The 20,245-nt window shown below is 70.4% G+C and carries 19 protein-coding genes; 9 read left to right on the top strand and 10 right to left on the bottom strand.

All coding sequences use genetic code 11. The annotated features are described in order from the left end of the window. Positions 1-98: 98 nt before the first annotated feature. Complete coding sequence (locus ASG52_RS25815; protein ID WP_082552287.1) at positions 99-263, top strand: YqaE/Pmp3 family membrane protein; 165 nt, start codon at positions 99-101, stop codon at positions 261-263. Between the two features lie 11 nt (positions 264-274). On the opposite strand, the gene ASG52_RS01310 is transcribed toward ASG52_RS25815, so the two are convergent. From ASG52_RS01310 to ASG52_RS01320, 3 genes are read right to left on the bottom strand one after another with little or no spacing between them, the layout of a single operon-like run. Continuing rightward, positions 275-745, bottom strand: a complete 471-nt coding sequence (locus ASG52_RS01310) for a secondary thiamine-phosphate synthase enzyme YjbQ (protein ID WP_056237922.1) — start codon at positions 743-745, stop codon at positions 275-277. Then, on the bottom strand, positions 742-2,637 hold the full coding sequence (locus ASG52_RS01315) for a cisplatin damage response ATP-dependent DNA ligase (protein WP_056237925.1): 1,896 nt from the start codon (positions 2,635-2,637) through the stop codon (positions 742-744). The genes ASG52_RS01310 and ASG52_RS01315 overlap by 4 nt, the downstream gene beginning before the upstream one ends. Then, complete coding sequence (locus ASG52_RS01320) at positions 2,634-3,692, bottom strand: ligase-associated DNA damage response exonuclease (RefSeq protein WP_056237928.1); 1,059 nt, start codon at positions 3,690-3,692, stop codon at positions 2,634-2,636. Before ASG52_RS01320 ends, ASG52_RS01315 begins: the two co-directional genes overlap by 4 nt. Before the next feature lie 48 nt (positions 3,693-3,740). Between ASG52_RS01320 and ASG52_RS01325 the strand changes: the two genes are divergently transcribed. Together ASG52_RS01325 and ASG52_RS01330 are read left to right on the top strand one after the other, a co-directional pair. Continuing rightward, complete coding sequence (locus tag ASG52_RS01325; protein ID WP_056237931.1) at positions 3,741-4,703, top strand: class I SAM-dependent DNA methyltransferase; 963 nt, start codon at positions 3,741-3,743, stop codon at positions 4,701-4,703. A gap of 88 nt (positions 4,704-4,791) precedes the next feature. Further along, positions 4,792-5,550 (top strand): YoaK family protein, encoded by a 759-nt coding sequence (locus ASG52_RS01330; RefSeq protein WP_056237933.1) that lies wholly within the window; start codon positions 4,792-4,794, stop codon positions 5,548-5,550. Positions 5,551-5,554: 4 nt separating this feature from the next. Here ASG52_RS01330 and arfB read toward each other — a convergent pair whose 3' ends face one another. Then, entirely contained in the window at positions 5,555-5,980 is a 426-nt protein-coding gene (arfB, locus tag ASG52_RS01335) for an alternative ribosome rescue aminoacyl-tRNA hydrolase ArfB (protein WP_056237936.1), read from the bottom strand. 23 nt (positions 5,981-6,003) lie between these two features. Continuing rightward, the gene (locus tag ASG52_RS01340; RefSeq protein WP_056237937.1) at positions 6,004-6,282 is read right to left on the bottom strand and encodes a BolA family protein; all 279 of its coding nucleotides are present in this window, start codon (positions 6,280-6,282) and stop codon (positions 6,004-6,006) included. Positions 6,283-6,422: 140 nt separating this feature from the next. Here ASG52_RS01340 and ASG52_RS01345 point away from each other — a divergent pair, with 140 nt between their 5' ends. From ASG52_RS01345 to cobT, 4 genes are all read left to right on the top strand, one after another. Then, a complete protein-coding gene (locus ASG52_RS01345; RefSeq protein WP_056237939.1) occupies positions 6,423-7,130 on the top strand; it encodes a J domain-containing protein in 708 nt (235 codons plus the stop codon). 251 nt (positions 7,131-7,381) lie between these two features. After that, positions 7,382-8,365 carry a cobaltochelatase subunit CobS gene (cobS, locus tag ASG52_RS01350; RefSeq protein WP_056237942.1) on the top strand — a complete coding sequence of 328 codons (984 nt, stop codon included), beginning with the start codon at positions 7,382-7,384 and terminating at the stop codon, positions 8,363-8,365. A gap of 17 nt (positions 8,366-8,382) precedes the next feature. Then, positions 8,383-8,880 carry a DUF29 domain-containing protein gene (locus ASG52_RS01355; protein WP_056238368.1) on the top strand — a complete coding sequence of 166 codons (498 nt, stop codon included), beginning with the start codon at positions 8,383-8,385 and terminating at the stop codon, positions 8,878-8,880. 5 nt (positions 8,881-8,885) lie between these two features. Next, positions 8,886-10,796, top strand: coding sequence for a cobaltochelatase subunit CobT (gene cobT, locus ASG52_RS01360; RefSeq protein WP_056237944.1), 1,911 nt, complete (start codon positions 8,886-8,888; stop codon positions 10,794-10,796). A gap of 160 nt (positions 10,797-10,956) precedes the next feature. Here cobT and ASG52_RS01365 read toward each other — a convergent pair whose 3' ends face one another. After that, on the bottom strand, positions 10,957-11,799 hold the full coding sequence (locus ASG52_RS01365) for a transporter substrate-binding domain-containing protein (protein ID WP_502691013.1): 843 nt from the start codon (positions 11,797-11,799) through the stop codon (positions 10,957-10,959). A 171-nt stretch (positions 11,800-11,970) separates the two neighbouring features. Between ASG52_RS01365 and ASG52_RS01370 the strand changes: the two genes are divergently transcribed. Beyond that, positions 11,971-13,800 (top strand): glycosyltransferase, encoded by a 1,830-nt coding sequence (locus ASG52_RS01370; RefSeq protein WP_286158905.1) that lies wholly within the window; start codon positions 11,971-11,973, stop codon positions 13,798-13,800. Here the strand turns inward: ASG52_RS01370 and ASG52_RS01375 are convergent. The 3 genes from ASG52_RS01375 to ASG52_RS01385 all read right to left on the bottom strand — a co-directional run bounded on the left by ASG52_RS01375 (position 13,751) and on the right by ASG52_RS01385 (position 18,959). Further along, positions 13,751-14,344: an SCO family protein gene (locus ASG52_RS01375; protein ID WP_056237950.1), complete on the bottom strand. Its 594-nt coding sequence runs from the start codon at positions 14,342-14,344 to the stop codon at positions 13,751-13,753. The two genes, ASG52_RS01370 and ASG52_RS01375, sit on opposite strands and share 50 nt — an antisense overlap. 256 nt (positions 14,345-14,600) lie before the next feature. Then, entirely contained in the window at positions 14,601-16,058 is a 1,458-nt protein-coding gene (gene cysG, locus ASG52_RS01380; RefSeq protein WP_056238374.1) for a siroheme synthase CysG, read from the bottom strand. Positions 16,059-16,274: 216 nt separating this feature from the next. Continuing rightward, positions 16,275-18,959, bottom strand: a complete 2,685-nt coding sequence (locus ASG52_RS01385) for a nitrate reductase (protein WP_056237952.1) — start codon at positions 18,957-18,959, stop codon at positions 16,275-16,277. Positions 18,960-19,196: 237 nt separating this feature from the next. Between ASG52_RS01385 and ASG52_RS01390 the strand changes: the two genes are divergently transcribed. Continuing rightward, positions 19,197-19,637: a DUF779 domain-containing protein gene (locus tag ASG52_RS01390; protein ID WP_056237958.1), complete on the top strand. Its 441-nt coding sequence runs from the start codon at positions 19,197-19,199 to the stop codon at positions 19,635-19,637. Between the two features lie 141 nt (positions 19,638-19,778). Here ASG52_RS01390 and ASG52_RS01395 read toward each other — a convergent pair whose 3' ends face one another. Continuing rightward, on the bottom strand, positions 19,779-20,207 hold the full coding sequence (locus ASG52_RS01395; protein WP_056237961.1) for a DUF992 domain-containing protein: 429 nt from the start codon (positions 20,205-20,207) through the stop codon (positions 19,779-19,781). Positions 20,208-20,245: the final 38 nt, after the last annotated feature.

Below are 20,245 nucleotides of genomic sequence, written 5' to 3' on the forward strand. Positions count from 1 at the left end.
TCCCTCAGTGGGGGGAGGGTTTGGTGCAACGCAATGGAACCCGACCGCTCCGCTTTCGTTCTTGGCCCGAGCCGCACACAGCGCTTGGAGCTGAACCCTTGTCGACCCTGATCAAAATCCTGATCGCGTTCTTCCTGCCGCCGATCTCGGTGCTGATGACGAACGGCTTCGGATTGCAGTTCCTCTTCAACATCCTGCTCTGCCTGCTGTTCTACATCCCCGGCTCGCTGCACGCCCTCTACCTGCTGCTGCGCGACCGCTGATCAGGCCAAAGTCAGCTGCCCGCCGCCGACAGCACGATCTCGCGCCGGTGTCCCCGGTCGCGGTGCTCGATCAGATAAATCCCCTGCCACGTGCCGAGCGCGAGGCGCCCGTCGCGCAGGGGCACGGTGAGGCCCGAATCGGTCAGCATGGTGCGGATATGGGCCGGCATGTCGTCCGGCCCCTCCATCCCGTGGACGTAGTGGCCGTGCCGCGGCGCGAGCCCGTCGAGCGCCGTCATCAGGTCGGTGCGCACGTCCGGGTCGGCGTTCTCCTGGATCGTCAGCGACGCCGAGGTGTGGCGGCAGAACACGCTGACCACGCCATGCCGGATGCCGCTCTCGCGTACGAAGGCGGCGACCGCCTCGGTGATATCCGTGAACCCCTGCCCTGGTGTCGCGACGGCCATCGTCGCGCTCGCGTGGCGGGTCGCCTCGCCGGCCTGAAAACCCTGGAGCGGCCCGATCCGGCCCGATTGCCTCATTCCGATCTCTCCATCGTCGCGCCCGGAGCGATCTCGCGCTCGCCGCGGGCCAGGATGCGTTCCAGCACGTCGATCCGGTCGGCTTCGGCCGCCGGCTTGTCCCAGCGGATGCGGCTGACGCGGGGGAAGCGCATGGCGACGCCCGACTTGTGCCGGGTCGAGCGCTGTACGCCCTCGAAGGCGATCTCCAGCACCAGCCCGGCCTCGTGCCCGTGGGTCACCTCGCGCACCGGGCCGAAGCGCTTGGTCGTGTTGTTGCGGACGTAGCGGTCGAGCTTTTGCAGCTCGGCATCGGTGAAGCCGTGATAGGCCTTGCCGACCGGCACCAGCTCCTCGCCCGCCTCCCCGTCGCGCCAGCAGCCGAAGGTGTAGTCCGAGTAGAACGACGAGCGCTTCCCGTGGCCGCGCTGGGCGTACATCATCACGGCATCGACGATGTGCGGCGCGCGCTTCCACTTCCACCAGGGGCCCTTGGGCCGGCCCGGCAGGTAGGCACTGTCGCGGCGCTTGAGCATCACGCCCTCGATGGCGTCGGCATCCGCGCCGGCTCCGACCGAGGCCGGGTCGGCCCGCGCGGCGGCCAGCTCCGGCCAGGCCGCGAAGGGCACGACCGGCGAGAGGTCGATCCGGGCGTGGTCGAGATGCGTCACCAGGGCTTCGAGCCGCGCGCGGCGCTCCGAGAAGGGGAGCGTGCGCAGGTCCTCGCCGTCCGCCGCCAGCAGGTCGTAGGCTCGGACATGGGCGGGGAAGTCTTCGAGGAGTTTCGGCGTCACCGCTTTCCGGTTGAGGCGCTGCTGCAGCACGTTGAAGCTCTGCACGCGGTGCTCCCGCAGGATCAGCAACTCGCCGTCGATGGCCCCCTCGAACGTGATCGCCTCGGCGAGGTCGGGGAAGGCTTCGGTGATGTCCTCGCCGGTGCGCGAATAGACTTTTCGCACCTGCTGCCCGTGGGTGTCGCGCCCGCCCGCGAGCTGGACGCGGATGCCGTCCCACTTCCACTCGGCGGAAAAGGCTTCCGGGTCGAGCTTGTCGAGGTCGGCCTCCTCCTCGATCGGGTGCGACAGCATCGGCGGGCGGAACGGGGCCGGGTTCAGGTTTTCGGGCTGCTCGGCCCGTCCCTCGACCCAGGCGAACAGCGCCGCGTAGGGCGGCTTCAACCCGTGCCAGACCTGCTCGACCGCATCCGCCTCGTGCCCGCCGAGCGCGCCGACCGCGGTCTTGGCCAGCCGCGCCGAAACGCCCACGCGCAGGTTGCCGGTGACGAGTTTGAGCAGGGCCCAGCGGCCGGTCTCGTCGAGGGCATCGAGCCAGCCGGCGAGATGGTTTGGCAATGCGCGTTTGGGCGTGGTGGCCAGCGTCTCGACCACCTCGGCGAGGGTGGGGACGTGCGGGGGCGGATTGTTGTGGCCGAGCCCCGGTGCATCCCCTCTCCCCGCACGCGGGGAGAGGGCTTCGACGACCTTGTCGTCGCCGAAGCGAGGCGGCAGCCGGGGGTGAGGGGGCTTGTCCGATGGAGTCTCAATTGTAGACGCCCCCTCACCCCCGCTACCGCTCGTCTCGCCCCCAACAAGGGGGGCCCCCCCCTCTCCCCGCGTGCGGGGAGAGGGGGGGGCCTCCTCCGGCCCCGGCCAGATCAGCGCCGTCGTCTCCGCCAGATCGCCCACGTAATTGTGCGACAGCGAAAACAGCACCGGATCGACCCGCTCCTCCACCAGCCCCCGGATCAGTGCGGGCTTGGCCTCGCGGAACGTCAGCCCGCCGGTCATGGCGGCGAGCGCCCATCCCCGCTCCGGGTCGGGCGTACCGGCAAAGAAATCCTGCAGCAGCCGGAGCTTGGCGTTGCGGCGCGGCTCGTAGGCGAGGCGATCGAGGAGAGCGGCGAAGTCGTTCACGACGAGGCCTCCTCCAAAGCGGGGCTGGCGGCGGGATCGGGCTCGGCCTCGCCGTCGTCGCCGTAACCCAGCAGATGCAGCGGCTTGGCGCGAAGCCCTCGGGTGCCGCACCAATGTACCAGCGCATCCTCCTGCCCGTGGGTGACCCACACCTCCTCGGCCCCCGTATCGAGAATCGTGCGGCAGAGATCGGGCCAGTCGGAATGGTCGGAGATGACGAGCGGCAGCTCGACGCCCTTTTGGCGCGCACGCGCGCGAACCCGCATCCAGCCCGAGGCGAAGGCGGTGACCGGATCGGGGAATTTGCGCGACCACACATCCTGGATCGAGGAGGGCGGGCACAGCACGATCGCGCCGTGCAAATCCTTGCGCTCGGCAGCGACCACCTTCGGGGTGTCGCCGAGGGGAATGCCCTCGTCCTTGTAGAGGGCGGTCAGCCGCTCCATCGCGCCGTGCAGATGGATCGGGCGGTCCCAGCCCTCTTCGCGCAGCAGCGCCATCACCCGTTGCGCCTTGCCGAGCGCGTAGGCGCCGACGATGTGGGCGCGCTCGGGGAAGAGCTTCACGGAGTCGAGGAGCTTTCGGACTTCGTCGCGCGTGTCGGGATGGCGGAACACCGGCAGGCCGAAGGTGGCCTCGGTGATGAACACGTCGCAGGGCACCACCTCGAACGGCAGGCAGGTCGGGTCGGGCGCGCGCTTGTAGTCGCCCGAGACGACGATCCGCCCGCCCTCCCCCTCGATGGCGATCTGCGCCGAGCCGAGCACGTGGCCTGCGGGGGCGAAGAACACCGTCACGTCGCCGATGCGCATGCGCTCGCCGAGCTTCGCTTCCTCGCGCCGCTCACAAAAATCCTCGCCGTAGCGGGTCGCCATGATGCGCAGGGTCTGGTCGGTCGCCAGCACCGAGCCGTGGCCGGCCCGCGCGTGGTCGGCGTGGCCGTGGGTGATCAGCGCCCGCTCCACGGGCCGCGTCGGATCGACGTGGAAGCGCCCGAGCGGGCAATAGAGCCCTTCCCGCGTCAGGGTGAGGAGATCGGAGGCGCGCTGCGGCATCGGCCGGGATATAGGGCGCCGGTTCGTCCATCCTCAGCCCAAGCCCCGATGTCGCATCAGCGCTCTTCCGGAAATCTCCTCGCCGACCGGCGCTACGCCTATGCCGAGGCCTGCCTCGCGGAAGGGCATGCGGCGGGCGCCGCCGAGATGGCGGAGCAGGCGCTGGAGATGTCTTCCGATTATGCCCCCGCCTGGGTGCTTCTTGGGCGCGCCCGCGCGGCCACGTTCGCCATGAGTGGTGCCGAGGCCGAGCGGGCGGCCGCGTTGGAGGCGTTCGGACGCGCGTTGGCGCTCGATCCCGACGACGTGCTCGGCAGCCGCCTGCATCTCGCGGGGCTGGGCGCCGTCGAGGCCGCCACCGCGATCGGGCCGGCTTATGTCCGGGCCCTGTTCGAGGGCTACGCGCTGCGCTTCGAGCGTCATCTCGTGGACGAACTCGGCTATCGCGGCCCGCAGATGATGGTGGAGGCCCTGGATGCCCTATCCTTGGCCCTCCCCGACGCACCGCGCCACTTCCCCCACGCGCTCGATCTCGGCTGCGGCACCGGCCTGATGGGCCGGGCGCTGGCGGGCCGGGTCGGAGTCCTCGCCGGCTGCGACCTGTCGCCCGCGATGCTGGCGCAGGCCTGCCGGACCGGGCTCTATGCCCGTCTCGCAGAGGCCGACCTCGTCGCCTTCCTCGCCGCCGAGCCGTCGGACTCGGCCGACCTCGTGACGGCGGCCGACGTGTTCATCTATCTCGGCGACCTCGCGCCCGCGCTCCGTGGCATCGCCCACGTCCTCGCGCCGGGCGGGCTCGCAATCCTCACCGTGCAGTCGCCGGAGGCGGGAGAGGGCATCGTGCTCGGGGACGACGGGCGCTACGCCCACGGCGACGCGCATCTCGACGACGGCGCGGAGGCCGCCGGCCTCGCCGTTGTTGCGTTGCAGCAGGCAGGGATCAGGCGGCAGAAAAAAATAAACGTTCCAGGCCGCATTCTCATCCTGCAACGACCTTGCAAAAAAGCTTGAACGTGACGGATCGCTCATCCTGATCGCGCGCGTGCAACGAGACGGCTTCGGTTCCGTTGTGCTGCGAAGCAGCAATCCAGGGTGAACGATGGCCGACGAGACGAACAAGGCATTTCCGGCGAGCCCGGTGACGCGAGTCCCCTTCGCCCTGGCGCTGGCCGGGCTGGCGGGCACCGCCGATTCCATCGGCTTCCTTGAGTTCTCGCAGCTGTTCATGTCGTTCATGAGCGGCAACACCACCCGCTTCGGCGCTGCCGTCTCCAGCTACGACTGGAACGGCACGACGCGCTTCGCCAGCGTCATCGCGATCTTCTGTTTCGGCGCCTTCCTCGGCACGCTGATCGCCGCGTGGTCGGGCCGCTGGCGGCTCTCGGTGCTGCTGATCATCCAGGCGGTGCTGTTCGGCATCGGCCTCTACGTCCCCTTCGGCAGCGACGCCTTCCCGCTCCACGCCTACCCGATCGTGCTGGCCCTCGGCATCCAGAACGCGACCCTGCAGGACGACGCGGGCCGCAGCCTCGCGCTCACCTACGTCACCGGCACGGTGGTGCGCTTCGGCGCGGGCGTGGCCAACATCCTGCTGCACAAGCCGGCGCCCTCGTTCTGGATCCAGGCGCCGCTCTGGGGCGCGCTCAGCACCGGCGCGGTGCTCGGCGGCTTTCTGCATCACTGGTTCGGCGAAAAGGCCTTCCTGTTCCCGGCGGGCTTCGCCGCGGCCCTGGCGCTCCTGTCCCTGGTCCTGACGATCATCCTCAAGGATACGCCCTACGTCTCGGGCGTCGCCGCGCCCCAGCCCGACGCCCATCCGGAGGCCGAGCCGACCGCGACGGCGCCCGCCGCGCGCTGATCGGTCATCCGTCGTCACCCGGGCCACCGCGCAGCCGCTTGATGCTGCCGCGGTGGCTCTTCGATTCGAGCCGGCGCTTCTTCGAGGCGAGCGTCGGCCGGGTCGGCCGCCGGGGCGTGGGCGGCACCGCGGCCTCGGCCACCAAGGCGGCGAGGCGCTCGCGGGCGTCGGCCCGGTTGCGCTCCTGGGTGCGGAAGCGCTGCGCGTTGATAACGAGCACGCCCTCGCCGGTCAGCCGCCGCCCGGCGAGCCGCATCAGGCGCACCGCCACCGCGTCGGGCAGGCTGCGCGAGCGGCGCACGTCGAAGCGCAACTGCACCGCGGTGGAGAGCTTGTTGACGTTCTGCCCGCCGGGACCGGAGGCGCGCACGAAGCTCTCCTCGATCTCCGATTCGTCGATTGCGATCTGCGGCGTGCAGACGAGCGCCACGGCGCCCTCCCCCTCGGTTCGTCTCAGCCCGCTTCCGTGGGCGTGCGGGCCCGCACCGCGAGCGCGTGCAGGCCCCGTTTGAACGCCTCGTCCAGCAAAGAATTCACCAGCCTGTGGCGCTCGATCCGGCTCTTGCCGTCGAACGCCGCCGCGACGACATCCAGCCGGAAATGCGTCTCCCCGCCCGGCCGCGCGCCGGAATGGCCCGCATGGAGGTGCGATTCGTCGATCACCTCCAGATGCGCGGGCGCGAGTTCGGCGGCGAGCCGCTCGGCGATCCAGTCCCTCAGGGTCTCGGCCATTTTCGAACGTCCCTTCGGTGTGTCGCGCTCCGTCGAGCGCCGTTTCGCGCCGCGCGGGCGTCAAGCCCGCATCGATGCATGCGTCATCAGGCCCGACGGCCTTGTCCGTCGGTGCGTCCGCCCCTCATAATCGACCCGTCATGGATCTCAATTCGCCCCTGTTCGACAGCATCCGCATCAAGCCGACCTGCGACGATCCCAAGGAGGGCTCCAAGGCGAGTCCGAAGGGGGGCCGGGCGGGCGCGAAGGCGAGCGCGAGCACGACCGCCGAGGCCACCTGTGAGGCGCCGGGCTGCACCGGCGCGGGCCTCTACCGCGCGCCCAAAGGGCGCAAGCAGGAGGGGCAGTATTACCGCTTCTGCATCGACCACGTGCGCGTCTACAACGCCACCTACAACTATTTCGACGGCATGAACGACGCCGCGGTCGAGGCCTTCCAGAAGGACGCGATGGTCGGCCATCGCCCGACTTGGTCGATGGGGGTGAACGCCGCGGGGGCCGGTGCCGACAAGGCCGGCGCCAATCCCAAGGCCGACAAGCCGGAGACCGAGCGCGACTGGGCCTATGCCGACCCGCTCGGCGTCCTGCGCGCCAACGGCCTCGGCGCCTCGGGCCGGCGGCAGGCGGCCCCGGAGCCGCAGCGCCCGCGCCACTCGGCCGCCGTGACCAAGGCGCTCGACGTGATGGGCCTCGACGACACCGCCGACACCGCGGCGATCAAGGCGCAGTACAAGACCCTGGTGAAGCGCTTCCACCCCGACGCGAACGGCGGCGACCGCTCGTTCGAGGAGCGCCTGCGCGACATCATCCGCGCCCACGACGTGCTTCGTGCTGCAGGAATGTGCTGAGCCGGCACGAAGGATGCACGCGGCGCCGGTCTCCATCGTCGCGGTGAGGGCGGACATTCCGCGTGGGGGTTCTATATCGCGCCTTGAAGCCCCTTCACGCCGTACCCTCGCTGTTCCCCCTTGGCGATGCCGAGGGCCGGCGATTAAGGATGACGGCCCTCAAGGCCAGTCGAGTTAACGATCCCGAGACGATGCAAAGCGCGACCGCGCCGGGCCCGATGCTCCCGCCGGCCGCACCGATGAGGTCCCGTATGCTGTCCGACGAAACGCCCGCTTCCCTGCCCGACCGTGAGGTCTCCGTCCGCGAGGCGTTCGGCATCGACCTCGACCTCAAGGTCCCGGCCTTTTCCGAGGCCGAGGAGCACGTGCCGGACCTCGACCCCGACTACATCTTCGACCGCGAGACCACGCTGTCGATCCTGGCGGGCTTCGCGCGCAACCGCCGCGTCATGGTCACCGGCTATCACGGCACCGGCAAGTCGACGCATATCGAGCAGGTCGCGGCGCGGCTGAACTGGCCCTGCATCCGGATCAACCTCGACAGCCACGTCTCGCGCATCGACCTCGTCGGCAAGGACGCGATCGTCCTGCGTGACGGCAAGCAGGTCACCGCCTTCCAGGACGGCATCCTGCCCTGGGCGCTGCAGAACAACGTCGCGCTGGTGTTCGACGAGTACGATGCCGGCCGCCCGGACGTGATGTTCGTGATCCAGCGCGTGCTGGAGCTGTCGGGCCGCTTGACCCTGCTCGACCAGAAGCGCGTCATCCGCCCGCATCCGGGCTTCCGCCTGTTCGCCACCGCCAACACGGTGGGGCTGGGCGACACCTCCGGCCTCTATCACGGCACCCAGCAGATCAACCAGGGCCAGATGGACCGCTGGTCGATCGTCACCACGCTGAACTACCTGCCGCACGACCGCGAGGTCGACATCGTGCTCTCGAAGGCGACGCATTACCGGAGCGATGCCGGCCGCGACACGGTCAACCGCATGGTGCGCGTGGCCGACCTGACCCGCAACGCCTTCATGAACGGCGACCTCTCCACCGTGATGAGCCCGCGCACGGTCATCACCTGGGCCGAGAACGCCGACATTTTTCGCGATATCGGGTTCGCCTTCCGGGTGACGTTCCTGAACAAGTGCGACGAGCTGGAGCGCCCGCTGGTGGCCGAGTTCTACCAGCGCGCTTTCGGCAAGGAGCTGCCCGAGAGCGCCTTGAACGTCGCCCTGAGCTGATCGGCATGGAGGAGCCCGTGGCGCATCCGGTCCCCAGCGATCCGCCGGAGACGGGCATCGCCTCCGGGCGGGGTCGCACGCGCTACGAGGACGACCTCTACACCTGGGCGCGGGAGCAGGTCGCCCTGCTGCGCGCCCGCCGCTTCGCCGAGATCGACGTCGATCTCGTCGCCGAGGAGCTGGAGGATTTGTCCCGGCACGAGTTCTCCAAGCTCTGCAGCGCGTTGCGTGTGATCGTGATGCACATGCTCAAGTGGGATCAGCAGTCCGAGCACCGCACGGCGAGTTGGATCTACTCGATCCGCGAACAGCGGCGGCGTCTCGACCGGCTCCTGCGCGAGAGCCCCGGCCTCAAGCCGCGGCTCGATGAGGCCCTGGCCGATATCTATCCCGACGCGCGGGACTGGGCCGCCGACGAGACGCATCTGCCGCCGGACGAGTTCCCCGCCGCCTGCCCCTATGCCTGGGACGAGATCCGGGAACGCCCGTTCGATCTCGACTCCGTGAAGAAGTAGATCGCATGGCCCTAACCAACCGCAACAAGTCCGGCGAGCGCAAGGAGCCCGGGGCCGAGCCGCTGAAGCGCTCGGTGGCCGGGTGCCTGCGCGCCATCGCCAAGCGGCCGGAGATCGAGGTCACCTATGCCAGCGACCGCCCGGCGCTGATCGGCGACAAGGCGCGCCTGCCCGAGCCGACCCGGCGCCTCACCGCCGAGGACGCCGCGATCCTGCGCGGTCATTCCGATTCGATGGCGCTGCGGCTGGGCTGCCACGATACGAGCGTCCACCGCCGCCTCGCCCCGGAGAATGCGGCGGCGCGCGCCGTCTACGACGCCGTCGAGCAGGCCCGCGTTGAGGCGATCGGCTCGCGGCGCCTCGCGGGCGTGGCCTCGAACATCACGGCGATGCTGGAGGACCGCTACCACCGCGGCGGCAAGTACGAGAACATCACCGACCGGGCCGACGCGCCGATGGAGGATGCGGTCGCCCTGATGGTACGCGAGCGCCTGACCGGTCAGGTCCCGCCCCCGGCCGCCGTCCGGATCGTCGAGCTGTGGCGCGAGCACATCGAAGCGCGGGCGGGCAAGAACCTCGACGGGTTGATCGGCGCGATCGAGAACCAGCGCGGCTTCGCCCGCTCGGTGCGTGACCTCCTCTCCTCCCTCGACATGGCCGACGAGACGCCCCTCGATCAGGACGACGAGACCGACGAGGACGAGAACCAGTCCCAGGACGACGAGCAGACCCCGAGCGAGGGCGAGGCCGAGGAGAAGTCCCAAGGCGACCGCGCCGAGATCGAGGTGACCGACGAGGCCGCCGACGAGCTGGAGGAAGGCGCCACCGAATCCGCCGACGCGCCCTCGGGCGAGATGCCCGAGGAAGCCGAGGACGCGGAATCGGAGGAGGCGTCCGAATCCTGGCGCCCGCCGACCAACCGCGGCAACGAGCGCACCGGTCCGGATTACCGCGTCTACAACCCGCGCTTCGACGAGGTGATCGAGGCCGAGGAACTGTGCGACGCCGAGGAGCTGACGCGCCTGCGCAGCTATCTCGACAAGCAGCTCGCCCATCTCCAGGGCGTCGTCGGGCGCCTCGCCAACCGCCTCCAGCGCCGCCTGCTGGCGCAGCAGAGCCGCGCTTGGGAGTTCGACCTCGAAGAGGGCCAGCTCGATCCGGCGCGCCTCGTCCGCGTCGTCACCGATCCGTTCCAGCCGCTCTCGTTCAAGCGCGAGAAGGACACCAATTTCCGCGACACCGTCGTCACGCTGCTGCTGGACAATTCCGGCTCGATGCGTGGGCGCCCGATCACGGTAGCGGCGACCTGCGCCGACATCCTCGCCCGCACGCTGGAGCGCTGCGGCGTCAAGGTCGAGATCCTCGGCTTCACCACCCGCGCCTGGAAGGGCGGCCAGAGCCGCGAGGCGTGGCTGGCCGGCGGCAAGCCGGGCAATCCCGGCCGCCTCAACGACCTGCGCCACATCGTCTACAAGTCGGCCGACGCCCCCTGGCGCCGCGCGAGAAAGAACCTCGGGCTGATGATGCGCGAGGGGCTTCTGAAGGAGAACATCGACGGCGAGGCGCTCGACTGGGCTCACAAGCGCCTGCTCGCCCGCCCCGAGCAACGCCGCATCCTGATGGTGATCTCCGATGGCGCCCCGGTCGACGACTCGACCCTCTCGGTCAACCCCGGCAACTATCTGGAGCGCCACCTGCGCTACATGATCGAGGAGATCGAGACGCGCTCGCCCGTCGAATTGCTGGCCATCGGCATCGGCCACGACGTGACGCGCTACTACCGCCGCGCGGTGACGATTATCGACGCCGAGGAGTTGGGCGGCGCGATGACCGAGAAGCTGGCCGAGCTTTTTGAAGAGGATGCCGGCGGCGGGCGCATGGCACCGGCACCGCGCCGGGCCGCCGGGGGGCGCTGAAGCCCCCTCTTATCCCACCAAACCCCCTCATCCTGAGGTGCTGCGAAGCAGCCTCGAAGGAGGGCTCCAGCGTATCGCGCGATCTCTGGAGCCCTCCTTCGAGGGCGCCGCTTCGCGTCGCCACCTCAGGATGAGGGGGATGGATGGGACGAAGCGGCGCTCAGAACGGGCTCACCGGAAAGAAACGCAGATACAGCTCCGCGTATTTCCCGTCGTCCCACACGCGCTGGAGCGCGTCGTCGAGCGCCCGCGACAGGGCCGTGTCGTCGGTCCGGGTCACGAGGCCGATGCCCTCGCCGAAATAGCGGTTCTCCAGATAGGCGCCGCCGGTAAAGGCACAGCAGCTCTCCGAATCCTGGCCGTTGAACCAGAGGGCGAGGTTGAGCCCGTCGGCGAAGACGTATTCCACCTCGCCGCGCTTGAGCGCGCCCTCCACGGTGGCGAGATCGGGAAACGTTTTTCGGACCGCCTTCGGGAAGAAAGCCTTGAGATAGGCCTCGTGCGCGCTGCCCTCGACTGCGCCGATGGTGCGGTCTGTGAGAGCGGACGCGGAGGGGACGGGCAAGCTGCCGCCGTTGCGAACGGCGAAGCGCGCCGGCCAGCGGAAATACGGACGCGTCGCCAGAAAGCGGGCGCGCAGGGCCGGCGTCAGTGGCACCGCGGCGGCGACCACGTCGCCCTGCTTGTCGTTGAGCGCGTCGAGCAGGGTGTCGAAGCGGCGGGCCTGGACCGTGCAGGGGATCGCGAGGCGCTCGCACACCGCCCGCGACAGCTCCACCGCGAAGCCCGTCGGCGTGCCGTCCGGACCCGCGAAATGGAGCGGCGGAAATTCGTCGTCGGTCATGAACCGCACCGCCCGGCCGGTCTGCGGCGCGTCCACCCGTTCGCCGCGGGCGCGGGGATTCCAGAAATTCGGGATGGTGACAGAGGGCGCCGCCGCGGGCGCAGGCTGTTGCGCCAGCGCAACGCTCGCGAGCAAAAGATTAACGCACGTTAACGCAATGGTTTTCAACCCCAGGCCGTGCCTTGACGCGCGGGTTGCGGCGGCGGAGCGATACACGTGCGTAGAGAGGTCTCGGCCCATGCCTCTCCCTAGCACGGCGCGGGCCCGCAGGGAGCCGCCGCCCTGTTCCACTTCGCACGATCGGTCCCGCTGCCGACCGAGATTTCTTTTTTGGCGGGTATCCTCCCGCCGGCCGAGCTGTATCGCGCCGCCGCGCTCGGGCAAAAGCTCGGGAGCGACGCCGCGACGGTGCTGCTCAACGAGGGCCGGATCGCCGAGGACGATTTCTATCGCGCGCTCGCCCGCCATCTCGGCACCGACTTCCTCGACGGCCCGATCTGGCTCGACGCCAACTTGCGCTACCCGCAGGTGCTCACCGCGGGGGCCGCACCCCTCGCCCCCGATCACGCCAAAAGAATCGTCGCGGCGCCGCGCGGTACGGCTATCGCCCGGCTGATCGAGGCGGCCTCACGCCTGGAGCACTTGCCCGCCATCACTACGCCGACACGGCTGCGCGAGGCGGTGTTCGGGCAGGTCGGCCAAAAAATCGCGGCGGACGCCTCCGACGGGCTCGCCCGGCATCGGCCCGAATGGTCGTGCCGGCCAGGCCCTCAGACCCTCGACCTGACGCTCGCCGGCCTCGTGCTCGCGCTCATCGTGCTGCTGACGCGGCTACCGACGCTGACGAGCCTCGTTTTGCTGGTGCTGATCCAGGCCGGGATGCTCGCGTTGCTGACCGTCCGCCTCGCCTCCGTGGGGATCGCGGGTGGCGCTTCCGAGCCGACGTCCGATCTCCTGCCGGACGAGGCGCTGCCGACCTACACGGTGCTGGTCGCGCTCTACCGCGAGGCCGCGGTGGTGCCCCGGCTCGTGCGGGCGCTCGGCCGGGTCGACTATCCGGCGGCCAAGCTCGACATCAAGTTCCTGCTGGAGGCCGACGACACCGAGACGCTGGCGGCCTTCCGCGCGGCGCCGCTGCCGGCCCGGTTCGAGGTCGTGGTGGTGCCGGACGGCCAACCCCGCACCAAGCCGCGGGCGCTCAACGCCGCCCTGCCGCTGGCCCGCGGCGACCACCTCGTGGTCTACGACGCCGAGGACGTGATCGAGCCGGATCAGCTCCGCCGCGCCGCTACCTTGTTTGCCCGCGCGCCGGCCTCGACCGCCTGCCTCCAAGGCCATCTCGTCATCGACAACCCCGGCGACGGGCTGCTGCCGCGCCTCTTCGCCATCGAGTACGCGGCCCTGTTCGAGGTGCTGGGACCGGCGCTCGCCGCGTGGCGGGTGCCGACGCCGCTCGGCGGCACCTCTACCCATTTCCGCACCTGCGTGCTGCGCGAACTCCACGGCTGGGACGCCTGGAACGTCACCGAGGATGCCGACCTCGGCATGCGGCTGGCGATCGCCGGCTACCATGTCGGCGACCTGCCGAGCGCGACCTACGAGGAGGCCCCCAAGCACCTCAAGGCATGGCTGCGTCAGCGCACCCGTTGGATGAAGGGCTTCCTGCAGACGAGCTTCACCCACGGGCGCGATCCGCTGGCGACGTGGCGCCGGCTCGGGCCGGTCGAGAGCCTGTGCGCCCTGGCGCTCCTGCCCGGCACCGTCGCCTCGGCCCTGTTCTACCCGTTCATGATGGGGCCGGGGCTCGCCGAACTCATCCTCGGCGCACCCGGCCCGGAAGCCGGCCTGCTGGCGCATGCGACCTATGCCGGCGCCTGGACGATTTTTTTGGGAGGTCTTGCCGCGATCCTGATCCCGGGCTTCGTCGGCTGCCACCGCCGCGGTTGGCGCGACCTGATGTGGTTCGTGCCGCTGCTGCCGCTCTACTTCGGGCTGGTCAGCGCCGCCGCGTGGCTCGCGGTGATCGAACTCGCCCGCCATCCCCACCGCTGGAACAAGACCGAGCACGGCCTGTCGCGGACCTCGCGCTCCGGCGCCCTCGGGCGAGGGGTCACAGCCGCTTGCTCAATTCCGCGGCCGTCTCCTTCGGCGGCCGGTTGAGGGCGACGGCGCCGACGAAGCCGTTTTGCGCATCCATCAGGTAGACCAGCGCGGTGTGCTCCATGGTGTAGTCGTCGCCCTGCCCCGGCACCTTCTTGGCGTAGGCCCGGAAGGTCTTCACCGCCGCCGCCACCTGCTCGGGGCTGCCGGTGAGGCCGACGATGCGCGGATCGAAGCTCGCCAGATAGGTCTTCAGCGTCTCCGGCCGGTCGCGCTCGGGATCGACGGTGACGAAGGCGACCTTCAGGCGATCCGCCTTCGGCCCCATCGCGGCGAGCACGTCCGAAATCTGCTGCAGCGTCGTCGGGCAGATGTCGGGGCAATGGGTGAAGCCGAAGAAGGCGAGATAGGGCGTGCCGGCGAAGTCGCGCTCGGTCACGGTCTTCCCGTCCTGATTCACCAGGGTGAACGGCCCGCCGATCCCGCTCGCGGCGACCCCCTGACGGGCCTGCGGCACCAGGGTGATCACGGCGGCGGCCGAGAGCGCGACGAGGCCCGCCACGAAGGCGGCGATGGGCAGGAGGACGCGACGGGACGGGGGCATGGGGTTTTCGCTTTGGGCGTGCGACGCGGAAGGCCGCATCCATCACGGCCTGACCCGATGCTGCAACCCCCTTGCGCGCCGTGGCGGCGCAACGCCGCTCTTCCCAGCCACACCCTCATCCTGAGGTGCCCGCGCAAGCGGCCTCGAAGGAGGGCTCCAGGGATCGCGTGACTTCTGGAGGCCTCCTATCGAGGCCGCTTGCGCGGCACCTCAGGATGAGGGGATGGGATGGGAGAGGCCGGTCGAAGCGGCCGTCTCAGGAGGCCGCCGCCTGCAATTCCGGCCCCGGCAGCGCGGTCCCGGCCTCGCGGCGGCCCAGCGCCTCGCCGATCATCAGGATCGCCGGGCCCTCGAAGCCCGAGGCCTCGACCCGCTGCGCCAAGTCGGCGGCGGTGCCGGCGACGGTCTGCTGGCTCGGGCGGGTGGCGTTGAAGACGACGAGGGCCGGCGTCGTCGGCGCGAGGCCCTCCGCCACCGCCCGTTCCAACAGCGCGCCCAGCGTGCGCTTGGGCATGTAGACCACGGTGGTGACGCTGCGATCCGCCAGCGCTCCCCAGTTCAGGTCGTCCGGCAGCGCGCCGCGGCGGTCGTGGCCGGTGACGAATTGCAGGCGCCGCGCCGCGTCGCGGTGGGTGAGCGAGACGCCGAGCGCGGCCGCCGCTCCCTGCGCCGCCGAGACGCCGGGCACCACGGTGCAGGGAATGCCGGCGAGCCGGCAGGCCTCGATCTCCTCGCCGGCCCTGCCGAACACCAGCGGGTCGCCGGATTTGAGCCGCACCACCTGCTTGCCGGTCTTGGCGAGCGAGACCATCAGGGCGTTGATGTCGTCCTGGCGGCAGGAGGGCCCGTGCCCGGTCTTGCCGACCAGCATCGTGCGGGCCTCGCGGCGGGCGTAGTCCAGAATCTCGGGGGCGACGAGGTCGTCGTAGAGGATCACGTCGGCATTGCGCAAAGCCCGGAGCGCCTTGAGGGTCAGGAGTTCGGCATCGCCCGGCCCGGCGCCGACCAGCGTGACGGCCCCCCCCATGGGCAGCGCCTCGGCCTGCCCCATCAACTCGTCGAGGTCTTCTAGTGTCGGGGTGCGGTCCGGCTCGGCGAAGGCGCGGTCGGTGAACCGCTCCCAGAAGCCGCGGCGCTCCGCAAAACCGTGGAAGCGGGCCGAGACGGTCTCGCGCCAGTCGCGGGCTGCCCCGACCCAATGCTTGAAGCCGCGTGGCAGCATCGCCTCGATGCGCGCCCGCACGGTCTGGCCGAAGACCGGGGCGGCGCCCTCGGTCGAGATGCCGACGACGAGCGGCGAGCGGTTGACGATGGCGCCGAACTTCACGTCGCACAGATGCGGCCGGTCCACCGCGTTGACGATGGCGCCGGCCCGGCGGGCTTCCGCAACGAAGGCGATGCAATCGTCCTCGTCCTCCATCGCGCCGATGGCGAAGGCGGCGCCTTGCAGGTCGTCGGGCGTCCAGCGCCGCTCGTGCAGGGTCACCGAGCCGGCGGCGATCTCGGCGGGCACGCCGCGCAATTCCTCGCTCGGCTCCTCGGCGTAGACATCGACGCGGGCGCCCGCGGCGGCGAGCAGCTTCACCTTCCATGGCGCGCCCGCATTGGAGCCGGCGAGCACGGCCCGCTTGTCCTGGAGCGGCACGAAGACCGGCAGCACCGCCAGCGGTTCGAGGCCGGCGCGGGTTTCGCGGGGTTGGCGGGGTGTGCTCATGACGAAACGAAGCTTGTCCGTGACCGATCCGGGATCGAGGGCGGGATCGGCCCCTCGTCCCATCCTCCGCCCTCATCCTGAGGTGCCGCGTCAGCGGCCTCGAAGGAGGGCTCCAGAAAGCGCCTGATCCCTGGAGGCCTCCGTCGAGGCTTCCGCTTCGCTCCAGCACCTCAGGATGAGGGCGGGAGTGGGACAGCGCAGTAAAAAAGTGTGCGCTCAGGCGGCACTGCGCGCAAGCGCTCCGGGCAGGAGCTTGCGGATCTCTGGGATGCACGAGCCGCAATTCGTCCCCGCCTTGCAGCAAGCCCCCACCGCCTCGACCGAGCCGGCGCCCCCCGCGATGGCCGCATTGATGACGTCGAGCCCAACGCCGTGGCAGGCGCAGACCACCGGGCCGGCCGATGCCCCGGCCGCCCGACCGGACAGCAAGGTTCGCCGGTCCACAGCGTCGAGATCGGGTTGCGCAAACACCTGCTTGGCGAGTTCCCAATCGGGCCGCCGGTCGCCCGGCGCCACCGAGAGCGCCGCGACGAGCTTGCCCTCGGTGTAGACGGCGCAGCGGTAGAGCCCGCGGGCGTGGTCGACGTATTCGGCCAGCTCCTGCCCCGGAAACAGCCCGCGGATCGCCAGCGCCATCTCGCGCGAGCCTTCCTGCGTCGCGAACAGCAGGCCGGAGCCGCCGGAGACGGTGGCTCGCGCCCACCACCAGCCGGGGGGCGGGCCCAGCGGCGCGCGGGTGAGGAGATAGCCGCGGGAGCGGTAGGCAACCGGTTCGATGGCGGCCGGCGTCGCCTTCAACTCGGGCTGGCCGGAGACAGGATCGGGGATCCCGCGGGCGAGCGCGGCGGCGCGGCCGTCGGAGGCGGTCATGTCGCTCCAGTGCATCGGCACGAAGACCGAGCCCGGCCGCACGCCGTCCGTCACCGTCACTTCCAGGGTGGCCTGGCCGGCTTCCGTCGAAACGCGGGCGAAGCCGCCGTCCTTGAGGCCGAAGCGGGTCGCGTCGTCGGGATGGACCTCGACGAAGGGCACGGCGCGGTGGCCGGAGAGCCGCTGGCTTTTGCCGGTGCGGGTCATGGTGTGCCAGTGGTCGCGCACGCGGCCGGTGTTGAGCACCAGCGGGCGCTCAGGGGTAGCGGCCTGCGCAAGCGCCGGGGGCTGCACCGCGACGAAGCGGGCGCGCCGGTCGAAGGTGAAGAAGCGGCCGTCGGCGAAGAGCCGGGCGCGGCCTTTTCCGTCCGTCCCGCGCTTCGGCAGCGGCCATTGCTGGGGCAGATGTGCGTCGTAGGCGCGCTCCGTGATGTCGGCCAGCCCCCCGATATCGAAGTCGCGGCTGCCGTCGTTCTCGAAGGCCGAGAGCGCGGCGTGCTCGCGGAAGATGTCGGCGGCGGAGCGGTAGGCGAAGCTGTCGCCGTAACCGAGGCGGCGGGCGACGTCGCCCATGATCGCCCAATCGGCCCGCGCCTCGCCCGGCGCCTTGAGGAACGCGCGCTGGCGCGAGATGCGCCGCTCGGAGTTCGTCACCGTGCCGTCCTTCTCGCCCCAGGCGAGCGCCGGCAGCAGCACGGTTTTCTTGCCCTTGGCGCGGGCGCTGTCGCTGGTCGCGATGGCTTCCGACACGACGTAGAGGTCGAGCCCGGCAATGGCCGCGCGGATGCGGTCGGCCCGGGGCATCGAGACCAGCGGGTTGGTGCCCATCACCCAGAGCGCCTTGATCTTGCCCCGCTCGATCGCCTCGAACAGCGCCACCGCCTTCATCCCCTCGCCGGTGATGATGTTGGGCGCCTTCCAGAAGCGGCGGACGCGGTCCACCTCCTCGGGGCCGAAATGCATGTGGGCGGCCAGCATGTTGGCCAGACCGCCGACCTCGCGCCCGCCCATGGCGTTGGGCTGGCCCGTCAGCGAGAGCGGGCCCATGCCGGGCCGGCCGATCCGCCCGGTGGCGAGGTGGCAGTTGATGATGGCGTTGCCCTTGTCGGTGCCCTGCGCCGACTGGTTCACCCCCTGGCTGAAGCCGGTGACCACCTTCTGGGTCTTTTCGAAGAGGTCGAAGAAGGCGTGGACGTCGGCTTCCGCGAGACCCGTCGCCCGCGCCGTGGCAGCGGCGTCCGGCGCGATCTGGCGGGCGCGCTCCAGGGCGCCGTCGAAGCCGGCGGTGTGCTCGGCGATGAAGCGAGAGTCGAGCTTGCCCTGATCCGCGAGATGGACGAGGAGGCCCGAGAACAGGGCGGTGTCGGTGCCGGGCGCGATCCCGAGATGCAGGTCGGCTTCCTCGCCGGTCTGGGTGCGGCGGGGATCGACCGTGACGATCCTGGTGCCGCGTTGGTTGCGCGCATCGATCATCCGGCGAAAAAGGATCGGGTGGCACCACGCGGCGTTGGAGCCGACCAGCACGATCAGGTCGGCCTCGTCGAGATCCTCGTAGCAGCCCGGCACCGTGTCGGAGCCGAAGGCGCGGCGGTGGGCCGCCACCGCCGACGACATGCACAGCCGCGAATTGGTGTCGACGTGGGGCGTGCCCAGAAACCCCTTCGCGAGCTTGTTGGCGACGTAATAATCCTCCGTGAGGAGCTGCCCCGAGAGGTAGAAGGCGATCGAATCCGGCCCGTGCCGATCGGCGATTTTTTTCAGACTGCCTGCGACCGCGCCGAGTGCGCCTTCCCAGGAGGAGGCCTGCCCGTCCACCATGGGCTTGAGCAGCCGGTCCTGCAGATCGACGGTTTCGCCCAGCGCCGAGCCCTTGGAGCAGAGCCGCCCGAAATTCGCCGGATGCTCGGGATCGCCCGCGATGGCGACGCCGCCCTGCCCGTCCGGCGTGGCCAGCACGCCGCAGCCCACCCCGCAATAGGGGCAGGTCGTCTTCACCGCGGGCGCGGCGAGAGCGGGAGACGGTTGGGTCATGGCGGATCCTCTGCGGATTCTTCTCAGGCCTCCGCCGAGCAAGGATCGGGCCGGGCGCCATGCGCGGAGTTTTCGCGAAGGGGCGGGCCAACGCAACGCCGGCTGTCGGCGGCTTGCGCCCAAGGGCGAATGTCGCAGCCCCGGCCGCCCTGCTAGTCTCGTCTCCAACACCGGATTCGTGGACATTCCACGGGCCGGCCTCAAATAACGAAAGAGACATCAGAGGGAGACGCGACCATGAGCGAGCAGGCGCCCCATCCGGCCGAGGCGGTCGATCCGGTCACCGCCGAGCAGGCCGACAACGCGGGCACGCCGCTGCGCGTGACGGCGACGCCCGCCGCGCTGGAACTGATCGCGGAGCTGAAATCCGAGCACGGCCCGGTGATGTTCCACCAGTCGGGCGGCTGTTGCGACGGCTCCTCGCCGATGTGCTACGCGGTGGGTGACTTCATCACCGGCGACGGCGACGTGCATCTCGGTCAGGTCGGGGGCGCGGATTTCTTCATCTCGCGCTCGCAGTTCGGCGTCTGGAAGCACACTCACATCATTCTCGACGTGGTGCCCGGCCGCGGCGGCATGTTCTCCCTGGAGAACGGGCGCGAGAAGCGGTTCCACATCCGCTCGCGGTTGTTTTCGCAGGCCGAGAACGAGGCGCTGGCGGGGGCGTGCCAGCTCTGACGGGCGTGACGCACAAAGAGCATTGATCCCACTCGCGCCCTCATCCTGATGTGCCGGAGCGCAGCGGAGCCCTCCTTCGAGGCCCGCTTCGCGGGCACTTCAGGAGGAGGGTGGGGTGGGAGAACCGGATCGCAAAAAACCTCAGCGCGCGCCCACCGTCACCCGCGCATCGTCCGCCGCCAGCCGCAGGCCGGTCTCGCCCGCGGCGTCGATCGGGGCGAGGTCAGCGCGTGCGCCGCGCAGCAGTCCGCCCTCAAGGGTGAAGCTCCCGTCGAGGAGGCCGGGGCGGGGGCGGCCGTCGGCGGTGCGGACGTGCCAGGTCAGGGTACGGGCGCCCTCCCCGTCGGCGCTGGGCGGCAGGAGCGCAGCATAGCTCTGGCGCTGCCCGTCGGCGGTGGCGAGATGGCAGGACGCACCGCGGTTCAGACCCAGGACCAGGCCGAGATCGGGGTTGGTGCGGCAGGTCAGGGTGCCGACGGTGCCGCCCGCGGCATGGGTCTCGACGCCGTGGGCGTAGGCGAGGGTGGCGGCGGCGGTGCCGACGAGGAGGGCGACGAGGATCGAGCGCATGGGACGGGTCCGGGATCGGGGGTTCGGATCGACGGCCT

It is taken from the genome of Methylobacterium sp. Leaf456, from assembly GCF_001425465.1.
Classification (GTDB): domain Bacteria; phylum Pseudomonadota; class Alphaproteobacteria; order Rhizobiales; family Beijerinckiaceae; genus Methylobacterium.